This is a genomic window from Agromyces chromiiresistens, assembly GCF_029167465.1.
Lineage (GTDB): Bacteria > Actinomycetota > Actinomycetes > Actinomycetales > Microbacteriaceae > Agromyces > Agromyces chromiiresistens.
This window is the reverse complement of the sequence record NZ_JARFNL010000004.1, coordinates 340207-358947: the sequence shown is the minus strand read 5'-3', so window position 1 is coordinate 358947 and position 18741 is coordinate 340207. Positions and strand designations below refer to the sequence as shown.

Genomic DNA, 18741 nt, shown 5'->3' with positions numbered 1-18741 from the left:
CGGCATGACGAAGGACGCGACCGAGGCGCCCGCCGCGAAACCCGGCGAGCGGCGAGCGGTGCGCTGGCTGCACGAGCACGCCCTGATCATCGTGTGCCTCGCCGTCTTCGTCCTCTGCATGGCGGGCATGGCCGCCAGCGGGTTCCAGGTCGCCAACGAGGAGCGGCTCGATCACGGCGCGAGCGCGGTCGGCCTCTTCGAGTACCTGGGCTCCGGGCAGTTCGTCGAGGCGACCTTCGAGAACTGGGAGTCGGAGTTCCTGCAGATGGGCGCCTACGTCGTGCTCACGGTCTTCCTGTTCCAGAAGGGGTCGAGCGAGTCGAAGCCGCTCGGCAAGAAGACCCCGCAGGACGAGGACCCCCGCGACGCGACCGTCGGGCCGGACACCCCGTGGCCCGTGCGCCGTGGCGGGTTCGTGCTCGTGCTGTACGAGAACTCGTTGGCGATCTTCTTCTTCGTGCTCTTCGGGCTGTCGTTCGTGCTGCACGCCGTCGGCGGTGCCGAGGCGTACTCCGAGGAGCAGGCGCTGCACGGCCTGCCCGGCGTGACGGCCTGGGAGTACCTCGGCACCGCCCAGTTCTGGTTCGAGTCGATGCAGAACTGGCAGAGCGAGTTCCTCGCCGTCGCCGCGATCGTCGGGGCGTCGGTGCTGCTGCGTCAGCGCGGCTCGCCCGAGTCGAAGCCGGTCGCGACTCCGCACCACGAGACCGGCGCCTGAGCCCCTCCCCTCGCACCCTGCCGCGGGACTAGAGTTCGAGCATGGGCAAGCTCATCTACAACTCGTCGAACCGCGAGCTCGACATCGACGACCGCACCCTCGCCCACCTGCGCATCGCGATCATCAACAAGCTGCGCCGCTCCGAGAGCTTCGCGATGACCTGGGAGCACGGCATCGCCAACGGCAGCGGGCGCACGACGCTCTGGCTGAACGAGTCGATCCCGCTGCAGTTCGTGTTCAGCGGCAACCGGCCCCCGAAGCTCAACCGGCTCTGGGTCGAGCAGATGCTCCTCTCGGCGAACAGCACCGCGGGTCTCCAGAACGTTCCCGAGCCCGAGGAGAACGAAGAGTTCGACGGCGAGTGAGCGGCCGGCCGAGGCTCAGTCGACCGCCTCGATCTGCGTCAGCACGAACCGCTGCTCCGCCTCGGTGAGGCGGTCGGGCGCGGACGCCCCGGTGATGGCCACGATCTCCGCGACGACCAGTTCGTCGAGCGGGCCGGTGAGGTCGTCGAGCACGCGATGCCGCGCCCTGATGGAGAGATGCGGCCACCAGCGTTCGATCGCCGGCAGGCCCTCGTCATGGCCTTCCATACGCCATCACCTCCGCGGACCCGCACCGGATGCGTGCCCTGGTTCCCGTCTACCAGCACCGACGCCGAGCGGCAAGCCCCTCGCCGCTCGGCGGGGCCCCGCCTAACGTGCTCGACGAGGCACGCGATGCCTGCCGGGCTCCCATCGGCGCCCGGCGAACGCAGTGGAACGGAGGAACGACCATGACGACGACCGTGACGGCGACGACCGAGGTGGAGGTTCCCATCCGGGTCGCCTACGACCAGTGGACGCAGTTCGAGTCCTTTCCCGAGTTCATGACCGGCGTCGAGTCGATCACCCAGCTCGACGACGAGCTCACCCACTGGGTGGTCTCGATCGGCGGGGTGCGCCGCGAGTTCGACGCCGAGATCGGCGACCAGGTGCCCGACGACCACGTCGCGTGGCGGAGCTCAGGCGAGGTGGTGCACCGCGGGCGCGTCGAGTTCACGCCCGAGGGGGCGGATCGCACGCGCGTCGACCTCGAGCTCGAGTGGGAGCCGGAGGGCTTCGTCGAGCATGCCGGCGCCGTGCTGCAGATCGACGACCTGCAGGTCAAGAACGACCTCCGCCGCTTCAAGGAGTTCGTCGAGCGACGCGGAAGCGAGACCGGCGCGTGGCGCGGCGAGGTCCACGGGGGCGAGGCGACGAGCGACGGCGGATACGTACCCGGCCGGTCGCCCCGGCGAACCGGTGACGACGGCGTCAGCGGCGCCGATCCCGACATCGTCACCTGAGCGCGTCAGCCGGGCGACGGCGCGCGTTGCTCCGACCGGCGGCCGGTCACGACCCCGGAACCGGAGCGACGGGTGCGTCCTTGCGCGCGGAACCCGCCTCGTCGCCGCCGTCGCCGCCCGCGATCTCCTGCACGTCGACGCCGACCTGCACCGGTTGCTCCGCGATGGTCTCGATCGGGTCGGTGTCGAGATGCTCGGGAATCAGCAGGATGCCACCCGTGGTGTTCGCCGATCGCATGAGGTCCTCGATCCACTTGCGACTCAGTTCAGGCGGCTCGGGCTCGTCGAACACGAATCGCAGCGGGATCGACGCGTGCAGCCACAGCGTGCTGCGACCCCGCGGCTGCTCGTCGGCATGCCGCCATGAGAGCGTGAAGCTCTCACCGCGGCGCAGCTTCGTGATGATCGCGACCTTCAGATGCGCGAGCGCGCGGTCTTCGATGCCGATCGGGGTACCCGAGTCGCCGTAGTAGAGAGTGCCCACAGGATCACCGTATTCCTCTCCGCCGCACTGGGGGCCCGGAGTCGGGACGAGCGGCCTGCGCACATCCCACACGTGCGAAGCCCCGCATGTCAATCCCCTGCCGTCGCACCCGTCGCTCTGCCTACGGTTGCGTGGATCGAAGGAGGCGAGATGTCTGACCAGCTCATCGACCCGACGACGAAGCACACGACCGACCGGTTCCCGCGGCAGGAGCAGGAACCGCCCGGCCTCACCGGGGCGATGGCCCCGCTGCCCGACCACGGCGAGCAGAGCTACCGCGGGAGCGGCCGGCTCGAGGGCCGCCGCGCCCTCATCACGGGCGGCGACTCGGGCATCGGGCGCGCCGTCGCCATCGCCTTCGCCCGCGAGGGTGCGAGGGTCGCGATCGCCTACCTGCCCGAGGAGCAGGCCGACGCCGACGAGACGGGCGTCTGGATCTCGGACGCCGGCAGCGACCCACTGCTGCTGCCCGGCGATCTCCGCGACGAGGCGTACTGCGTGAAGCTCATCGAACAGGTCGAGCAGGCGTTCGGAGGGATCGACCTGCTCGTGCTCAACGCCGCGCACCAGCGCGATCGCGGCGGCATCGAGGGGGTGCCGAGCGACGACTTCGAAGACGTGATGCGCGTGAACCTGTTCGCCCCCGTCTACCTCGCGCGCGCCGCGGTGCCGCGGATGGATCCGGGCTCGAGCATCATCACGACCGCCTCGATCCAGGCCTCCGACCCGTCGCCCGCGATCGTCGACTACGCGATGACGAAGGCGGCGCTCGTGGCGTTCACCTACGCCCTCGCGGAAGAACTCGGTCCACGAGGCATCCGGGTCAACGCCGTGGCGCCGGGACCGGTCTGGACCCCGCTCATCCCCGCGACGGGATGGCCCGACAAGCTTCCCGGCTTCGGCAAGAACACGCCCATCGGCCGGGCCGGCCAGCCGGCCGAGCTCGCCGGCGCCTACGTGTACCTCGCCTCCGACGAGGCGTCGTACACCTCGGGCGCGATCGTGCCGGTCACCGGCGGACGCCCGCTCTGAGCAGGCGGGGAGGAAGGAGAGGACGATGCCCGGACGCAGGAACTCATCGCTCAAGGATCCCGAGCTCTACGAGGAACTCCGCGAGGACGGCGCCTCGAAGGAGAAGGCCGCGCGCATCTCGAACGCGGCGGCCAAGCAGGGGCGCAGCGCGGTCGGCCGCAAGGGCGGCCAGCACGGCGACTACGAGGAGTGGACGGTCGACGAGCTGAAGCGCCGCGCGAAGGAACTCGGCCTGCACGGCTACAGCGACAAGCGCAAGTCCGAGCTCATCTCGGCCCTGCGCAACCACTGAGCGCGCCGGCCTGGTGCGCCGGGGATGCCGCGCCTCAAGCGGGTCGAGCCCTACGTCTCACCCGGGTACACCAGGGTGAGACGGGGGCGCGGCTTCAGCTACGTCCACACCGACGGCGGTGCCGCCGGACGCGCGGAGCGTGCGCGGATCGCCGACCTCGCCGTTCCGCCGGCATGGAACGAGGTGTGGATCGCCGACGCCGCGAACGCGCACATCCTCGCCGTCGGCGTCGACGCCGCGGGCCGCCGCCAGTACCTCTACCACCCGGCGTGGCGCGAGCGGCAGGACGCCGAGAAGTTCCAGCGCATGGCCGAGCTCGCGCGCGTGCTGCCGACGGCACGCCGCAGTGCGCGCGGCGACCTCGCGACCGAGGGGATGCCTCGTGCCCGCGTGCTCGCGGCCGCGTTCACGACGCTCGACCTGGGCGGGATCCGGATCGGCTCCGAGGAGTCGCTCGCGGGCTTCCGCAATCGCGGCCTCACGACGCTCCTCGTGCGCAACGCCGCCCTCGAGACGGCCGAGACCGTGCGCTTCCGGTTCCGCGCGAAGGGCGGCATCGCACAGGAGCTCCGGGTCGCCGACGCCGGGCTGGCCCGGTTCGTCGGCGAGGCCGGAGAGCGCTCGGCGGCGGCGCGGCTGTACGCGTGGGCGGACGGCCGCACGATGCGCGCCGCCTCACCCTCCGACGTGAACGACGACATCCGCGCTCGCACCGGCGGCGAGTTCACGGCGAAGGACTTCCGCACGCTGCGCGGCACGCTCGTCGCCGCCGAGCACCTCGCCGCGCTCGGGCCCGCGACGAGCGCACGGGCACGGGCCGCCTCGGTGCGCGACGCGATCGAGGAGGCCTCGCGGGCGCTCGGCAACACGCCGGCCATCGCGCGTGCGAGCTACGTCGACCCGCGCATCGTCGAGGCGTACGAACGGGGCGCCGTCGTGGCATCCGGTCGTGATCGCGAGCGCCGCCTGCTCGACCTGCTCGACGGCTCCGCGTTCGCCGGGTGAGCTCGGCGCGCGCCGCGAGGTCGCCGCCCGCGACCGGCGCGAGTCGCCAGAAGGTGTCCTTCACCGGCCGCGGAAGCGCAGTTTTCGGCGACTCGATCCCGTGTGTGACGAGTGGGCGCGGGCTCAGGCCTCGCGGCGCACGTCGGCGGGCGACTTGTCGGGGCGCAGGCCCCGCCAGCGCGGGTGGCGGGCGACGCCCGTGCCCGTCCACTCGCCGAACTCGATCTCGCCCACGAGCTCGGGGCGCACCCACACCGCGTCGCCGACGTCGGCGGCGGGCACCTCGATGAACGGCGAGCGCGGCTGCGCCAGCCCGTCGAGCCGCTCGAGCAGCCGGTCGAGCTCGCGCTCGCGGAACCCCGAGCCCACGCGCCCCGCGTACTCGAGGCCGTCGTCGCCCGGGATTCCGACGAGCAACGACCGGATGCGCCCCTGACGCGTGCCCACGCCGCGCCGATACCCGCCGATCACGACCTCCTGCGTGCGGGTGAGCTTGAGCTTCAGCCAGTCGTCGGTGCGCACGCCCGGGCGATAAGGCGAGTCGGCCCGCTTCGCCATGATCCCCTCGAGCCCGAGCAGCCGGCTCTCCTCGAGCGCCTCCTCGGGCGAACCCTCGGCGGGAGCCGGCACCTCGATGGGGATTCCGCGGCGCGGGTGCACGAGCGCCTCGAGCCGCGCCCGGCGCTCGAGGTACGGTTCGTCGACGAGCGCCTCGCCTCCCGCTTCGAGCACGTCGAACACCAGCAGTCGCACCGGCACGGATGCCGCGGCGGCGGCGATCTCGCGAGCCTTGGTGAGTCCCATCCGCTGCTGGAGCACGCCGAACGACGGACGACCGGCCTCGTCGAGCGCGACGATCTCGCCGTCGAGCAGGGCGTCGCCGTCGACGATCTCGGGCAGTCGGTGCAGTTCGGGATATCGGGCGGTCACGTCGACGCCGTTGCGGCTGTGCAGGCGCACTTCACCGTGTTCGACCCGGGCAAGGGCTCGGATGCCGTCCCATTTCCACTCGAGCACCCAATCGCCGCCGCGCAGCATGCCGAGCGTGCCCGCGGTCGCGAGCATGGGCTTCTCCGCGACCCGGCCCGCCGGTGGTCGAGCGGCGAGCGACGAAGGAGCACGACCCGCCGGTTGCGCAGCGCCCGACGAAGGAGGGCGCGTATCGAAGCCAGGTGATCCGACCTCGGAACCGGTGGCCTCGATACGCCCCTCCGTCGCTGCTCGACCGACCGGGCCGCCCTGCTCCTTCATGCGGTGCAGCAGCCACGAGCTCTTCTCGCCGCGGCCGTCGGTGCGGATGAGCGCCAGCCGCACCCGCCCGAGCGGGCCTCCTGTGGTCCCCTCGAGGGTGAAGATCACCTCGTCGTCGCGCCATTTCTCGACGTCGTAGACCCCTGTGTCCCAGACCGTCATCGAGCCTGCGCCGTACTCCCCCTTCGGGATCGAGCCCTGGAACGTCAGGTACTCGATCGGGTGGTCCTCGGTCTGCACGGCGAGGTGGTTCGTGCCCGAGCTCTCGGGCACCCCCTTCGGCACGGCCCAGCTCTTCAGCACGCCGTCGCGTTCGAGTCGGAGGTCGAAGTGCAGCCGCCTCGCGTGATGCTCCTGGATGACGAACCGCGCACCCTCGCCCCGTGGCCGAGCACCGGACGCGGGCATGGGCTCGGGCGTTCGCCCCGCCCGGCGCATCGAACGGTACGTCGCGAGCGGGTCGGGCCCCGAGTCATCCCCCAGGTGCGACATGGGGTCGCCCTGCTCGGCGACCCGCTCGAGCACCTCGTGGGCCTCGAGGTGCCGCAGTCCCGGGTCGTCGAGCTCCTCCCACGTGCGCGGCACCGCGACGGTCGGCCGATGCCGACCGCGCAGCGAATACGGTGCGATCGTCGTCTTCTTGCCGTTGTTCTGGCTCCAGTCGATGAGCACGCGCCCCGTGCGCAGCGACTTGCGCATGCTCGAGACCACGAGCTCGGGGTGGTCGGCCTCGAGCGCGCGGGCGAGCTCGTGCGCGACGGCCGACACCTGCTCGGAGGTCTGCCCGCCGTCGAGGGCCGCGTAGAGGTGGATGCCCTTGCTGCCGCTCGTCACCGGCATCGCGTCGAGCCCCATGCCGCCGATGAGCTCGCGCACGTGGCGGGCGACCTCGGCGCACTCGGCGAGCCCCGTGCCGGGGCCCGGGTCGAGGTCGAACACCATGCGGTCGGGGTCGGCCGCCGAACCGTCCGCCGCGAAGCGCCACTGCGGCACGTGCAGCTCGAGGGCGGCCTGCTGGGCGAGCCACACGAGCGTGGCGCGGTCGCCCGCGATCGGGTACGTCTTCGGCCCGTCGGAGTGCTGGATGACCCCCCGCCTGATCCACTCGGGGGCGTGCCCGGCGAGGTTCTTCTCGAAGAAGGGCGTCTCGGGGTCGTCCTCGGTGCCGACGCCGTGCACCCAGCGCTTGCGGGTGACCGGACGACCCGCGACGTGGGGCAGCATGAACGGGGCGATCTCGGCGTAGTACGAGATCACCTCGCCCTTGGTCATGCCCGTCTCGGGATACATGACCTTGTCAAGGTTCGTCAGCCTGAGCCTCCGGCCGTCGACCTCGACGAGTTGCCGCTCCCCTTCGGCCATGCCCCCATCCTGCCGGGTCGTGGCGCGAGCGTCATCTCCCCCGGCCGCGCGACACGGCACGACGTCAGCGGCGGGCGGGCGGGCCGAGCGCGGGGGTATCGCCCAGGCATCCCTCGGGTGTGTACTGGTGGGTATGCGAGCCGTCTGGAAGGGGGCGGTCACATTCGGCCTCGTCAATGTGCCCGTCAAGTTGTACAGCGCGACCGAAGACCACGACGTGTCCCTGCACCAGGTGCACGATGAGGACGGCGGGCGCATCAGGTACCAGCGCAAGTGCGAGGTGTGCGGCAAGGTCGTCGCCTACCAGAACATCGACAAGGCTTACGACGACGGCGAGCGCACCGTCGTCATCACCGACGACGACCTGAAGTCGCTGCCCGCCGAGCGCAGCCGCGAGATCGAGGTCGTCGAGTTCGTGCCGAGCGAGCAGATCGACCCGCTCATGCTCGACAAGAGCTACTACCTCGAGCCCGACTCGGCGTCGAACAAGGCCTACGTGCTGCTGCGCGAGACGCTCGAGTCGACCGACCGCACCGCGATCGTGCAGATGGCGCTGCGCCAGAAGACGCGCCTCGCCGCCCTGCGAGTTCGGGGCGACGTGCTCGTCGTGCAGACCCTGCTCTGGAGCGACGAGGTGCGCGCGGCCGAGTTCGCCTCCCTCGACGAGCCCGTGAAGATCTCGACCAAGGAGCTCGACCTCTCGAAGCAGCTCGTCGAGAGCCTCGTCTCCGACTTCGAGCCCGAGCAGTACGTCGACGAGTACCAGAAGGAGCTGCGCACCCTCATCGAGGCGAAGCTCGAGCAGGGCGAGGCGCTCGACACCGCCGCGACCTTCGGCGAGGAGCCCGAGGAGGGCGAAGGCGGCGAGGTCATCGACCTGATGGAGGCACTGCGTCGGTCGATCGCCGACAAGCGGGGCGGCGCGAGCGGCAAGGGCGGCGCGAAGTCGGGCGGCAAGAGCACGTCGAAGGCGGATGCCTCGGCGAAGCCGAAATCGTCCTCGAAGGCGAAGTCGGCGGCCGACAAGCCCAAGAAGACGAAGTCGGCCTGATCACCGGACGCACCGCACGGCACGGCACGGCACGGCACCGCCCCGCACGCGGCATCGGCACCATGTCGGCAGACGAAAGCGCGCGGCACCCGATGGACGGGTGCCGCGCGTTCGCAGGAGTGCAGCGGAGGCGTTACTCGCCCTCGCACGCCTGGGTGACCGTGATGGACGCAGCCTGGATGTCGCCGGTGACGGCGGCCTGCGCGTCGGCGTCGGCCTCGAAGTTCTCGTCGGGCGCCGTCGGGAGCGTCTTCGCGTAGTCCTCTGCCGCGGTGACCTTCTCCTGGAGGGTTGCGATCGCTGCGGAGATGTCTTCGTCGTCGGCGTACTCGGTGGCGAGGTCGTCGAGACGCTGTTCGTAGCCGTCGAGCTTCTCGAGCACGGCCGCCTGCTCGGTGCCCGTGATGACGGCGTTCTGCGCGCCGTTCGAGATGTCGCGCACGGCGACGCGAACGGTCTCGCACTCGTCGGCGGCAGCGGTGCTGCCGCCGTCGTTGCCGCCGTTCGAGGCGCAACCGGTGAACAGGAGTGCACCGGCGAACAGGATCGCGGTGGTCTTCATGATTTTCTGCATGGTGGCATGTCCCCCAAATCGAATGTGACGTCAGAAGTCTAGTGAGGTGCCACCGACATGGCAGCGCCATCGCCCGGCGCCACCCCGCCGGCACCGGGCGACGGCGCGGTCTTGCACCCCCGTCAGGCGCGCCCCGGCGGATCGTCGTCGTCGAGGATCGCCGGGATGCTACCCGTCGGAATGATCTTCACCTCGCGGCCGTCGGCCGCGATGAGCTTGCCTCCCATGTAGTAGTCGCCGTCTTCGAAGGCGGTGAGCTCCTCCTCGCGCACCATGCGCGGCGGCGATGCGACGAATACCGAGGAGTCCTTCGAGTTGCCCGCCTTGATGTGGTTGAAGAGGATGTTCAGGAGGATGGCCGAGACCGCGGCCGACGAGATGCCCGAGTGGAAGATCGTCGAGAACCAGCTCGGGAAGGCGTCGTAGAACGCCGGCGCCGCGATGGGCAGCATGCCGATGCCGATCGACGTCGCCACGATGATGAGGTTCATGTTGCCGCGGTAGTCGACCTTCGACAGCGTGCGGATGCCGCTCGCCGCGACGGTGCCGAAGAGCACGATGCCGGCGCCGCCGAGCACCGCGGGCGGGACTGCGGCCACGACGCGCCCGAGGATCGGCAGCAGGCCCAGCACGATCAGGATCGCGCCGCCCGCGCTCACCACGAAGCGGCTCTTGATGCCGGTGATCGCGACGAGGCCGACGTTCTGCGCGAACGCGCTCTGCGGGAACGAGTTGAACAGCGGCGAGATCATGCTCGAGAGCATGTCGGCGCGCAGTCCGTTGCCGATGCGCTTCGCATCGACCTTGGTGCCCACGATCTCGCCCACCGCGAGGATGTCGGCGGTGGTCTCGGTGAGGATCACGAGCACGACGATGAGCATCGACACGATCGCGGCGAGGTCGAAGACGGGCGGCCCGAAGGCGAACACCGTCGGGAACGCGAAGACCGGGCCGGTGCCGACGTTCGAGAAGTCGGCCATGCCGAGCGGGATCGCGGCGAGGGTGCCGACGACGATCGCGAGCAGCACCGAGAGGCGCGAGACCGCGGCGTTGCCGAGCTTCGAGAGCAGCAGCACGACGAGGAGGGTCAGCGCGGCGAGCCCGACGTTCGCCATGCTGCCGTAGTCCTCGGCTTCGCGGTTGCCGCCCATCGCCCAGTTGGCGGCGACGGGCAGCAGCGAGAGGCCGATCATCGTGATCACGGTGCCCGTCACGACGGGCGGGAAGAACCGGATGATCTTCGAGAAGATCGGCGTGATCAGGAAACCGATGGCCGCGGCGACGAGCACCGCGCCGAAGACCGCCTGGATGCCGCTGCCGTTGACGATCGCGACCATGGTGGCGACGCTCGCGAACGAGACGCCCTGCACGAGCGGCAGCTGAGCCCCGAAGAACGGGATGCCGATGGTCTGGAGCAGGGTCGCGACGCCGCCCACGAAGAGGCAGGCGGCCACGAGGAGCCCGATGTCGCTCGCCGAGAGTCCGGCCGCCGAGCCCACGATGAGCGGCGGGGCGATGATGCCGCCGTACATCGTCAGCACGTGCTGGAGCCCGAAGGCGAATGAGGTGGCGAGCGGCAGCCGCTCGTCCTCGGGGCGTGGTGCGTCCGCGGTGCCGGCACCCGGCAACCGGGCCGCCCGCTTCGTGATCTTCATGCTCATGCGACGCACCGCGCCCCCGAGCCCAAGGAGAATGCTTCAAGCCTCACTGCTTGTCCTTCGTCCGTGGCCTCCGCCGTGTTTCCACAATACGGAAGTCGTTTTCCACTGAGTGAAGACATTGAACGCCGCGTCAGATCATCTGTCAACCCCCTGCACGACGAACGGCTCAGCGGGGGACCGCTGCCGCCGCCGAGCTTCCGGGTTCGGCGGGCGGCTCGCCGTGCGAATACGCGCCGATGGCGCGCACGAAGACGAGGAGCCACGCGAAGAGCAGGCCGGCGACGATGAACTCGGTGCCCGTCAGATTGAAGTAGCCGATCGGCACCCACAGGACGACCGCCACGAGAATGCCGATCACGACGAACAGCGAGAACCCGGCGACCTCGGCGGGCAGCCCCGGCAGCAGCCGCACCGCGCACAGCACGAACACCACGAAGATGACGACCATGCCCGACGCGGCGCCGACGTGCAGGGGCACGCTCACGGCATCGGGCACGACGCCGGCGACGATCAGGCAGATGCCGATGCCGGCGAACAACCAGGCGAGCGTGCGCACGCGCCCGGCCGGCGCGACGCCGCGTGCGACGAGCCCGAGCTCGAGGTCGTGCCCGACGTAGTTCGCGAGCACGGTCATCACGAGCCCGGTCAGGATGAGCGCGAGGTTGAACCGATACGCCGAGCTGTCGTCGACGTTGCCGAGCTGCGAGAAGTGCAGCTGCCACCACGACTCGTCGGGCGAGCTGAGCATGCTCGCCATCGTGCCGATGAACAGCACGAGCGTCGCGAGCGTCGCGAGGCCGTCGGTCGTGACGCGCGCGCCCGACAGGGCCGCCGCATACGTCGCGGCCGCCGCCGCGGCGCCCGCGAGCGCTCCCCCGCCGAGCGCGTCGACCGTGAGGCCTCGGAACCCGAGCTGGAACAGGTTCGCGACCGCGAGCACCACGAGATAGGCGAGCATCGCCATCGCGAGCGACATCGCGAGGAGGTCGATCAAGCGCTTCACCATCGGCAGCCTGCGTCGCCACAGCGCGTGTCCGCGCCACGACTCGATGATGAAGGATGCCGCGAAGGCGAGCCCGGCGCACGCCGATGCGATCCACCCGGCGAGGTTGCCGAGCGACGGACCGCCGCCCGCGAGCGACCACCGCGAGCCCGCCATGACGACGACGGTGATGAGCAGGCCGCCGACGAGGGCGGCGAGGCCCCAGCGTTCTGCCCGGGCCTCGACCCGCGCCGCCGGACTGCCCGCGATCGCGTCGCGACGCGCCGGATGCGAGTGCGGGATCACGGCGCCTCCTTCGCGAACGGTGCTCGGGCGGTGACGCTTCGATTCTCGACCGCGAGCGCGGCGCTGCCGCTGATGCCGCGCGGGAATCCGTCGGTCCGGGCTACTCCCGCTCGATCGGCATCCAGAGCTCGGTGGTCGCCGTGCTGAAGTCTTCGGCGCGGTCGACGACGGCGACGATCGACGGGCCGGGTCGCAGTCGCCACGGGTTCGAGGGGAACCACTCCGATGCCGTCGCCGCCCAGGTCTTCTGGAGTGCCGCCGGGTACGGGCCCGACGTGCGGAACACCGCCCAGGCGCCCGGTGCGACGTCGATCACGTCGAGCCCCTCGGGCACCGGCGTCGCCGCCTCGACGGCCACGCCGTGCAGGTAGGTCAGTTCGCTGCCCTCGCGATAGTCGGCGTCGACCTCGGCACTCACCTGGAGGAGGCCCGACGGCTCGGTCTCGCCGATCGCCTTGAGCCGGGCGTGCTCGGCCATGGGCAACGAGGCGATGTGCGCCTGGATGTGCGGATTCACCCCCTCGTGGATGAGCGGCACGCGAGCGGCGTGGCCGACGAGGCGGAAGCCGGGGCGATCGGCGATGCGGGTGTCCATGGTGTCGTTCCCTTCGATGGTCAGGCGGAACCTGAGTTTCGGTTGTGCGCGAAGGGGGCCGCCGTGACGCCGGACCTCTGCGGGCGAGGCGCCGTGCACGGCGCGGAACGCCCGGCCGAAGGCCTCGGTCGAGCCGTACCCGTAGCGGACCGCGATGTCGAGCAGCCGGTCGCCGTGGAGGACGTCGGTCGCGGCGACCGTCATGCGCCGGCGCCGGACGTAGTCCGACAACGGCAGTCCCGCCAGCGACGAGAACATCCGGCGCAGGTGGAACTCGGTCGTGCCGAGACTCCGGGCCAGCGCCGCGATGTCGAGCTCGTCGGACAGGTGCGCCTCGACGGTGTCGACGAGCCGGTTGAGCAGAGCGATCACGGTTCTCCCTTCACGCTCCAGCCTGCGCGTCGCGCCCGCCCGGCACCCGATCGTTCGGGTTCGATTCGATCATCGCGGTTCGCCGCGCGACCGCGGCCTGACCTCGTCCAGGAGATTCGGGTCGGGATCCGGGGTCAGGCCTTCGTTCGACGGGCGCGCTGTCGGATGATCCCGAAGATCAGGGTGCCGACGAACAACACGATTCCGATGATGGCGAGCCACAGCAGACCGTCGAAGGCGAAGCCGACGATCGACAGCACCACCCATGCCACGAGCAAGATCACGAGTACTGTCCACATGTTCGAGACGATACGCCGATCCGCACCCGGCCGACATGGGACTCACCCGGACGAAACACGAAGCACCCGAACAATACAAGAAGGCCCCCGACAACCGATCAGGAGCCTTCGCGAATTCAGTTCTTCAAACAGCCATTCGAGCGGAGACGGCGGGATTTGAACCCGCGGTCCCCTTACGGGGACTCCACCTTAGCAGGGTGGTGCACTCGACCGGACTATGCGACGTCTCCTCGCGGGTACGCAAGCGCACACGCGACAGCCATCATAACCCGACGATCCTCCGAAAGACGATTCGAGCACCCTCGACGAGCTTCGGCGAGCGGCGGTCTACTGGTCTTCGAGCGTACGGCCCGCGGAGCACCGGGTCTCGGCGGCGGTCTGACCCGTGACGTCGCTCGGCAGCGGCTCGGTCGACGGGGTCGGCGTCGGCACCTCGGCGGTGTCTTCAGCAGGTGCCTTTTCGCCGCTCTCCTCGGTCGCGAGCGCGGCCGTTCCGGCCTCGCCGTCGGTCGCGGTCTCTTCGGCCGGCGGCGCACTGGGGTCGCCGGACGACGCGAACGTCGCGTCGTCGGCCGTCGGGTCGAAGGTGACCGGGGTGTCCTGCTGGAGGGCGAGGTTCACGATCTCGGCCGAGTCGCTCGGCACGACGCCACCGTCGCTGTAGCCGGTCGGGTACTGGATGAAGGCGATCTTCGAGAGGTCGACGTCTTTCATCGCCTTCGCGATCGAGACCATCGTCGTCGGGTCGGCCATCGTGTCGGAGAGCTCCATGTTCGCGAGCGCCGCCTTGGCGATCGAGTAGAGCGCGACGGGGTCGCCGAGCGTGCCGCCGTCTTGCAGCTTGCGCGCGAGCGCCGACATGAAGACCTGCTGGTTCGAGATGCGCCCGAGGTCGGAGCCGTCGCCGACGCCGTGCCGGGTGCGCAGGAACTGGAGCGCCTCGAGGCCCTTGAGGTCGTGCTCGCCGGCGGTGAGGTAGAGGTTGGTGTGCTCGTCTTCGATGGGCTCGGCGACGCAGACCGAGACGCCGCCGACGGCCTCGCTCATCGCGGCGACGCCCATGAACTGCACGGTGCCCGCGAACGGGATGGTGACACCGGTGAGCTGCTCGACCGTCTTCACGACGCACGGCATGCCGCCGTACGACAGCACCGAGTTCATCTTGACGCCGTACTGCTCGTAGAGCGGCTCGCCGGCCGGGTCGGCCGGGTCGACGCACTGCGGCACATCGACGAACATGTCACGGGGGAAGCTGATGACCTCGACGTGCGAGTGGTCCTGCGAGATGTGCAGGAGCATCGTGACGTCGTTGAGCACCGCGGTCTCTTCGTCGGGGTCGCCGAAGGCGTCGCCCTGGCCCTCACGGCTGTCGCTGCCGATGAGCAGCACGTTCACGCCGCCTTCCATCGCGCCGACGTCGGGCACGCCCTCGAGCACGTCGGCGTTGCCGAGCGACACCGTGGGCTTGAGCGTGTTCGCGAGGTCCCACGCGGCGTAGGCGGCGACCGCGCCGCCCGAGACGAGTGCGACGGCGACGAACGACGCCGTCACCTTCGCGAGCGTGCGCCAGATCGAGTGACGGCCGAGCCGTCCGTGGCGCGCCACCGCAGGGTTCTTCGCGGCGCGACGCGAGCTGGGTCGCAACGCTTCGTTCACCGTGGTCCTCTCCTGTCGGGTCGCGCGGAGGGCGTGGGATTCGAACCCACGAGGCATTGCTGCCCACTGGTTTTCAAGACCAGCTCCATCGGCCGCTCGGACAGCCCTCCATGCCCGTGCGACCCCCTCCGGGGCGGAGGAGATCGTGCAGGCAGGCCCCGATTCTAGCCGAATTGCGCTCTCGACAGCCTGTCAGTCGCGCCTGAAAGAGCCCTGAGGCGAGTCGGATGCCCCGGTCAGTCGCTGTTTCCAGTGACGCAGCGTACTTCGTTGCCAGTGAGCCCTGTGACGTCGGGAGGCAACTGTTCCTCGGCCGGCGTCGTCGCCGGCGCATCGGACGCGGGCGCCTCCTCGGCGGCCTGCTCGTCGTCGGCGGACTGCGCCTCATCGGCGGTCACGGTCTCCGCGTCCGCGTCGGTCGTCGCCTGCTCGACCGCGGGCGCCGAGGGGTCGGCGGTGCCGTAGCCCGCGTTGTCGTTCGCGCTGGGGTCGATGACGACCGGGCGGTCCTCCTGCAGGGCGAGGTTCACGACCTCGGCCGACTCGGCGGGCTGCACGTGCACGCCGTCGCCGTAGTCGGCCGTCGGGTACTGCACGAACGCGATCTTCGACAGGTCGGTGTCCTGCAGCGCGCGGGCGATCGACATGAGTCGGGCCGGGTTCTGCAACTCCTTCGAGAGCTCCATGTTCGAGAGCACGGCCTTCGCGATCGAGTAGAGCTTGACGGGGTCGCTCAGGGTGCCGCTCGACTGCAGCGTGCGCGCGAGCGACGCGAGGAAGGCCTGCTGGCTCGCGATGCGCCCGAGGTCGCTGCCGTCGTTGGCGGCCTTTCGCGTGCGCAGGAACGCGAGCGCCTCGAAACCCTTGATGCTGTGCGTGCCTGCCGAGAGCTTGAGCCCCGAGTCGCGGTCGTCGATCGGGTCGGCGAGGCAGACCTCGACGCCGCCGACGGCCTCAGACAGGGCGGCAACGCCCTTGAACTCGACGACGCCGGCGACCGGGATCTTCGTGCCCGTGAGCTGCTCGATCGTCATCGCGATGCACGTGAGGCCCCCATGCTCCAGCACGCTGTTGAGCGGCACGCCGGACATCGCCGACAGCGGGCCCGAAGCCGGATCGACCGGGTCTGGGCACTCGGGCACCGGCACGATCATGTCGCGCGGGAAGCTCACGACCTCGACGTGCGAGTGGTCCTGCGAGACATGCAGCAGCATGTTCACGTCGTTGAGAATGCCCGAATCCTCTTCGGGGTCGCCGAAGGAGCCGTCGGCAGGGCGCTTGTCGCTGCCGACGAGCAGGAAGTTGAGGCCGCCGTCCATCGCACCGATGTCGGGCACCCCCGCGAGCATGTCCTCGCTCGCGAGCGAGGCACCCTGCTTGACCGAACCGACGAGGTCGACGGCCGCGTAGGCGGCCACCGCGGTCGCGCTCACCGCCACCACGGCGACGACGGATGCCACGAGCTTCAGGGTCGCGCGCGGCCCGGTGTGCCGCGGCAGGCGCCCGTGACGCGTCGGCTCGGGCGCGCCGACCGGCGCCGCGGCGTCGCCCGGCTCCTCGGTCTGGTGCTCCACGTCGTCCCCTCCCGACCACACGAGTCTATTTGCCGCGCCCCCACGCGGCCTGTGCGTCTTCCCCGGTCAGGGCAGCGTGTCGAGGATCGACGCGAGTCCGGCCTCCTCGACGGCGCCGGTCACCTCGCCGGCCGCCGCCCGCACCTCATCGGGCGCCTGGCCCATCGCGACCGCGCGACCGGCGGCCCCCGCCCAGGCGAACATCTCGAGGTCGTTGCGGCCGTCGCCGACGGCGAGCACCCGGTCGGCCCGGGCCCCGAGCCATCCGCGCACCCGTTCGAGTGCGGTCGCCTTGTTGACCCCGTCGGGCGCGATGTCGAGCCACGCCGTCCACCCGATCGCGTAGCTGACGTGGTGCAGGCCCATCTGGTCGACGATCTCGAAGAACTCGTCGAGCCCGTGCTCGAGGCTCGTCACGACGACGCGGGTGGCGCGCTGGTCGAGCAGCTCGTCGAAGACGACCTCGCGGGCGTTCTCGAGGTTCCACTCGGTCATGCCCGCGGTGTAGAGCCGGTATCCGTCGGGGAGTTCGACCATGAACTTGCCCGACGGCAGGAACGCCCGGATGCGCTCCAGCACCGCGGTCGGGTCGAACGTCTCGACGTGCTCGCGCGAGTACCCGCCCTCGGCGGTGTCGTCGCGGCGCATCGTGATGGCGCCGTTGGCGCACACCACGTACTCGGGCGTGAGCCCGAGCTGTTCGAGCACCGGCCGCGTCGTCGCCCACGAGCGACCGGTCGCGAGCGTGACGAGGTGGCCCCGGTCGGCCGCAGCGGCCACGGCGTCGGCGACGAGATCGTCGATCGTGCCGTCTTCGTGCATGATCGTGCCGTCGACGTCGAGCGCGACGAACCACTGGTCAGCCGCGATCTCGCTCGCCGTCGCCTGCTCGCTCATCGCGCGACGGGCTCGAATCGCTCGAGGCCGCCGAGATAGCCCCGCAGCGCCTCGGGCACGATCACCGAGCCGTCGGACTGCTGGTGCGTCTCGAGGATCGCGACGATCCAGCGGGTCGTCGCGAGCGTGCCGTTGAGGGTCGCGACCGGCGCGGTCTTGCCGCTCTCGGTGCGGTGGCGGATGTCGAGGCGGCGGGCCTGGAACGTCGTGCAGTTCGAGGTCGAGGTGAGCTCGCGGTACGCGTTCTGCGTCGGCACCCACGCCTCGATGTCGTACTTGCGTGCGGCGCTCGAGCCGAGGTCGCCCGCCGCGGTGTCGATGACGCGGTACGCGAGCCCGAGGCTCTGCAGCATCTCCTCCTGCCACGCGAGCAGGCGCTCGTGCTCGGCCTCGGCCTCGGCCGGGTCGATGTAGGTGAACATCTCGAGCTTGTTGAACTGGTGCACGCGGATGATGCCGCGCGTGTCCTTTCCGTGCGAGCCGGCCTCGCTGCGGTAGCAGGTCGACCAGCCGGCGTACCGGATCGGGCCGTTCGACACGTCGATGATCTCGTCGGCGTGGTAGCCGGCGAGCGCGACCTCGCTCGTGCCCGTGAGGTACAGCTCCTGCTCTGGCAGGTAGTACACCTCGTCGGCGTGGGCGCCGAGGAACCCGGTGCCGTTCATGATCTCGGGACGCACGAGCGTCGGCGTGATGAGCGGGGTGAACCCTGCGGCGATCGCGCGGTCGAGGCCCATGTTCATGAGGGCGAGCTCGAGGCGGGCGCCGACGCCCTTGAGGTAGTGGAAGCGCGCGCCCGACACCTTCGCGCCGCGCGGCATGTCGATCGCGTCGAGCAGCTCGCCGATCTCGAGGTGGTCGCGCGGCTCGAAGTCGAACGCGGGGATCTCGCCGACCTCGCGCAGCACGATGTAGTCGTCCTCGCCGCCGGCGGGCACGCCGTCGATGACGATGTTGCCGAGCTTCTGCACGGCGAGCGTGAACTCGGCCTCGGCGTCGCTCACCGCCTGGTTCGCGGCCTTGACCCGCGCCGCGAGCTCTTGCGCCTGGGCGACGAGCGCGGCCTTCGCGTCTTTCGGGGCCTGGGCGACCTGCTTGCCGAACGCGTTCTGCTCGGCGCGGAGCGTCTCGAAGACGGTGATCGCGGTGCGGCGCGCCGAATCGGCGGCGACGGCCTCGTCGACGAGCGCCGAGGACTCGCCACGGAGCTCCTGCGAACGCTTGATGAGGTCGGGGTTCTCGCGGAGCAGCACGGGGTCGATCACCCGAGCAAGTCTAGCCCGCGGCATCCACGGGTCTTCAG

Annotated in this window: 18 protein-coding genes, 2 tRNA genes and 1 pseudogene; 7 read left to right on the top strand and 14 right to left on the bottom strand. The window is 70.4% G+C overall.

Translation table 11 applies throughout. The features are described 5' to 3' along the window. Positions 1 to 4: 4 nt before the first annotated feature. Both PX701_RS09085 and PX701_RS09080 read left to right on the top strand, forming a co-directional pair. On the top strand, positions 5 to 718 hold the full coding sequence (locus tag PX701_RS09085; protein ID WP_231428912.1) for a DUF6766 family protein: 714 nt from the start codon (positions 5 to 7) through the stop codon (positions 716 to 718). 41 nt (positions 719 to 759) lie between these two features. Then, positions 760 to 1083: a DUF7882 family protein gene (locus PX701_RS09080; RefSeq protein WP_231428913.1), complete on the top strand. Its 324-nt coding sequence runs from the start codon at positions 760 to 762 to the stop codon at positions 1081 to 1083. Between the two features lie 15 nt (positions 1084 to 1098). On the opposite strand, the gene PX701_RS09075 is transcribed toward PX701_RS09080, so the two are convergent. Continuing rightward, the gene (locus PX701_RS09075) at positions 1099 to 1311 is read right to left on the bottom strand and encodes a hypothetical protein (protein WP_231428914.1); all 213 of its coding nucleotides are present in this window, start codon (positions 1309 to 1311) and stop codon (positions 1099 to 1101) included. A gap of 182 nt (positions 1312 to 1493) precedes the next feature. Between PX701_RS09075 and PX701_RS09070 the strand changes: the two genes are divergently transcribed. Further along, complete coding sequence (locus PX701_RS09070) at positions 1494 to 2045, top strand: SRPBCC family protein (RefSeq protein ID WP_308191602.1); 552 nt, start codon at positions 1494 to 1496, stop codon at positions 2043 to 2045. 178 nt (positions 2046 to 2223) lie between these two features. On the opposite strand, the pseudogene PX701_RS09065 reads toward PX701_RS09070, so the two are convergent. Continuing rightward, positions 2224 to 2529: pseudogene (locus PX701_RS09065) on the bottom strand (DUF7882 family protein); the annotation flags it as partial. Between the two features lie 150 nt (positions 2530 to 2679). Here PX701_RS09065 and PX701_RS09060 point away from each other — a divergent pair. From PX701_RS09060 to PX701_RS09050, 3 genes are read left to right on the top strand one after another with little or no spacing between them, the layout of a single operon-like run. Continuing rightward, entirely contained in the window at positions 2680 to 3561 is an 882-nt protein-coding gene (locus PX701_RS09060; protein ID WP_231428915.1) for an SDR family oxidoreductase, read from the top strand. Between the two features lie 25 nt (positions 3562 to 3586). After that, entirely contained in the window at positions 3587 to 3853 is a 267-nt protein-coding gene (locus PX701_RS09055; protein ID WP_231428916.1) for a DUF7218 family protein, read from the top strand. 24 nt (positions 3854 to 3877) lie between these two features. Further along, positions 3878 to 4858, top strand: a complete 981-nt coding sequence (locus PX701_RS09050; RefSeq protein WP_231428917.1) for a DNA topoisomerase IB — start codon at positions 3878 to 3880, stop codon at positions 4856 to 4858. A 123-nt stretch (positions 4859 to 4981) separates the two neighbouring features. Here PX701_RS09050 and PX701_RS09045 read toward each other — a convergent pair whose 3' ends face one another. Further along, positions 4982 to 7471, bottom strand: coding sequence for an ATP-dependent DNA ligase (locus PX701_RS09045; protein WP_275506097.1), 2490 nt, complete (start codon positions 7469 to 7471; stop codon positions 4982 to 4984). A 133-nt stretch (positions 7472 to 7604) separates the two neighbouring features. Here PX701_RS09045 and ku point away from each other — a divergent pair, with 133 nt between their 5' ends. After that, complete coding sequence (gene ku / locus PX701_RS09040) at positions 7605 to 8522, top strand: non-homologous end joining protein Ku (RefSeq protein WP_275506096.1); 918 nt, start codon at positions 7605 to 7607, stop codon at positions 8520 to 8522. 133 nt (positions 8523 to 8655) lie between these two features. Here the strand turns inward: ku and PX701_RS09035 are convergent, their stop codons facing one another. From PX701_RS09035 to serS, 11 genes are all read right to left on the bottom strand, one after another. Further along, entirely contained in the window at positions 8656 to 9084 is a 429-nt protein-coding gene (locus PX701_RS09035; protein WP_231428920.1) for a hypothetical protein, read from the bottom strand. Between the two features lie 134 nt (positions 9085 to 9218). Further along, on the bottom strand, positions 9219 to 10751 hold the full coding sequence (locus tag PX701_RS09030) for a nucleobase:cation symporter-2 family protein (RefSeq protein ID WP_275506775.1): 1533 nt from the start codon (positions 10749 to 10751) through the stop codon (positions 9219 to 9221). 172 nt (positions 10752 to 10923) lie between these two features. Next, a complete protein-coding gene (locus tag PX701_RS09025) occupies positions 10924 to 12045 on the bottom strand; it encodes a DUF998 domain-containing protein (protein WP_231428921.1) in 1122 nt (373 codons plus the stop codon). Between the two features lie 100 nt (positions 12046 to 12145). Next, positions 12146 to 13012, bottom strand: coding sequence for an AraC family transcriptional regulator (locus PX701_RS09020; RefSeq protein WP_275506095.1), 867 nt, complete (start codon positions 13010 to 13012; stop codon positions 12146 to 12148). A gap of 134 nt (positions 13013 to 13146) precedes the next feature. Beyond that, on the bottom strand, positions 13147 to 13311 hold the full coding sequence (locus PX701_RS09015) for a hypothetical protein (protein WP_231428923.1): 165 nt from the start codon (positions 13309 to 13311) through the stop codon (positions 13147 to 13149). Positions 13312 to 13452: 141 nt separating this feature from the next. Beyond that, positions 13453 to 13541 (bottom strand) — tRNA-Ser (locus PX701_RS09010). Between the two features lie 97 nt (positions 13542 to 13638). Continuing rightward, positions 13639 to 14916: an LCP family protein gene (locus PX701_RS09005; RefSeq protein ID WP_275506094.1), complete on the bottom strand. Its 1278-nt coding sequence runs from the start codon at positions 14914 to 14916 to the stop codon at positions 13639 to 13641. 76 nt (positions 14917 to 14992) lie between these two features. Continuing rightward, positions 14993 to 15077, bottom strand: a tRNA-Ser gene (locus PX701_RS09000). A gap of 126 nt (positions 15078 to 15203) precedes the next feature. Next, positions 15204 to 16541, bottom strand: coding sequence for an LCP family protein (locus tag PX701_RS08995; RefSeq protein WP_231428925.1), 1338 nt, complete (start codon positions 16539 to 16541; stop codon positions 15204 to 15206). A 66-nt stretch (positions 16542 to 16607) separates the two neighbouring features. Then, positions 16608 to 17438 (bottom strand): HAD family hydrolase, encoded by an 831-nt coding sequence (locus tag PX701_RS08990; RefSeq protein ID WP_231428926.1) that lies wholly within the window; start codon positions 17436 to 17438, stop codon positions 16608 to 16610. Further along, on the bottom strand, positions 17435 to 18703 hold the full coding sequence (serS, locus tag PX701_RS08985; protein ID WP_275506093.1) for a serine--tRNA ligase: 1269 nt from the start codon (positions 18701 to 18703) through the stop codon (positions 17435 to 17437). Before serS ends, PX701_RS08990 begins: the two co-directional genes overlap by 4 nt. Between the last annotated feature and the right edge of the window lie 38 nt (positions 18704 to 18741).

Coding starts and splice junctions, on each gene's coding strand:
- PX701_RS09085 (WP_231428912.1), top strand. CDS start 5: ATGACGAAGGACGCGACCGAGGCGCCCGCCGCGAAACCCGGCGAGCGG.
- PX701_RS09080 (WP_231428913.1), top strand. CDS start 760: ATGGGCAAGCTCATCTACAACTCGTCGAACCGCGAGCTCGACATCGAC.
- PX701_RS09075 (WP_231428914.1), bottom strand. CDS start 1,311: ATGGAAGGCCATGACGAGGGCCTGCCGGCGATCGAACGCTGGTGGCCG.
- PX701_RS09070 (WP_308191602.1), top strand. CDS start 1,494: ATGACGACGACCGTGACGGCGACGACCGAGGTGGAGGTTCCCATCCGG.
- PX701_RS09060 (WP_231428915.1), top strand. CDS start 2,680: ATGTCTGACCAGCTCATCGACCCGACGACGAAGCACACGACCGACCGG.
- PX701_RS09055 (WP_231428916.1), top strand. CDS start 3,587: ATGCCCGGACGCAGGAACTCATCGCTCAAGGATCCCGAGCTCTACGAG.
- PX701_RS09050 (WP_231428917.1), top strand. CDS start 3,878: ATGCCGCGCCTCAAGCGGGTCGAGCCCTACGTCTCACCCGGGTACACC.
- PX701_RS09045 (WP_275506097.1), bottom strand. CDS start 7,471: ATGGCCGAAGGGGAGCGGCAACTCGTCGAGGTCGACGGCCGGAGGCTC.
- ku (WP_275506096.1), top strand. CDS start 7,605: ATGCGAGCCGTCTGGAAGGGGGCGGTCACATTCGGCCTCGTCAATGTG.
- PX701_RS09035 (WP_231428920.1), bottom strand. CDS start 9,084: ATGAAGACCACCGCGATCCTGTTCGCCGGTGCACTCCTGTTCACCGGT.
- PX701_RS09030 (WP_275506775.1), bottom strand. CDS start 10,751: ATGAAGATCACGAAGCGGGCGGCCCGGTTGCCGGGTGCCGGCACCGCG.
- PX701_RS09015 (WP_231428923.1), bottom strand. CDS start 13,311: ATGTGGACAGTACTCGTGATCTTGCTCGTGGCATGGGTGGTGCTGTCG.
- PX701_RS08990 (WP_231428926.1), bottom strand. CDS start 17,438: ATGAGCGAGCAGGCGACGGCGAGCGAGATCGCGGCTGACCAGTGGTTC.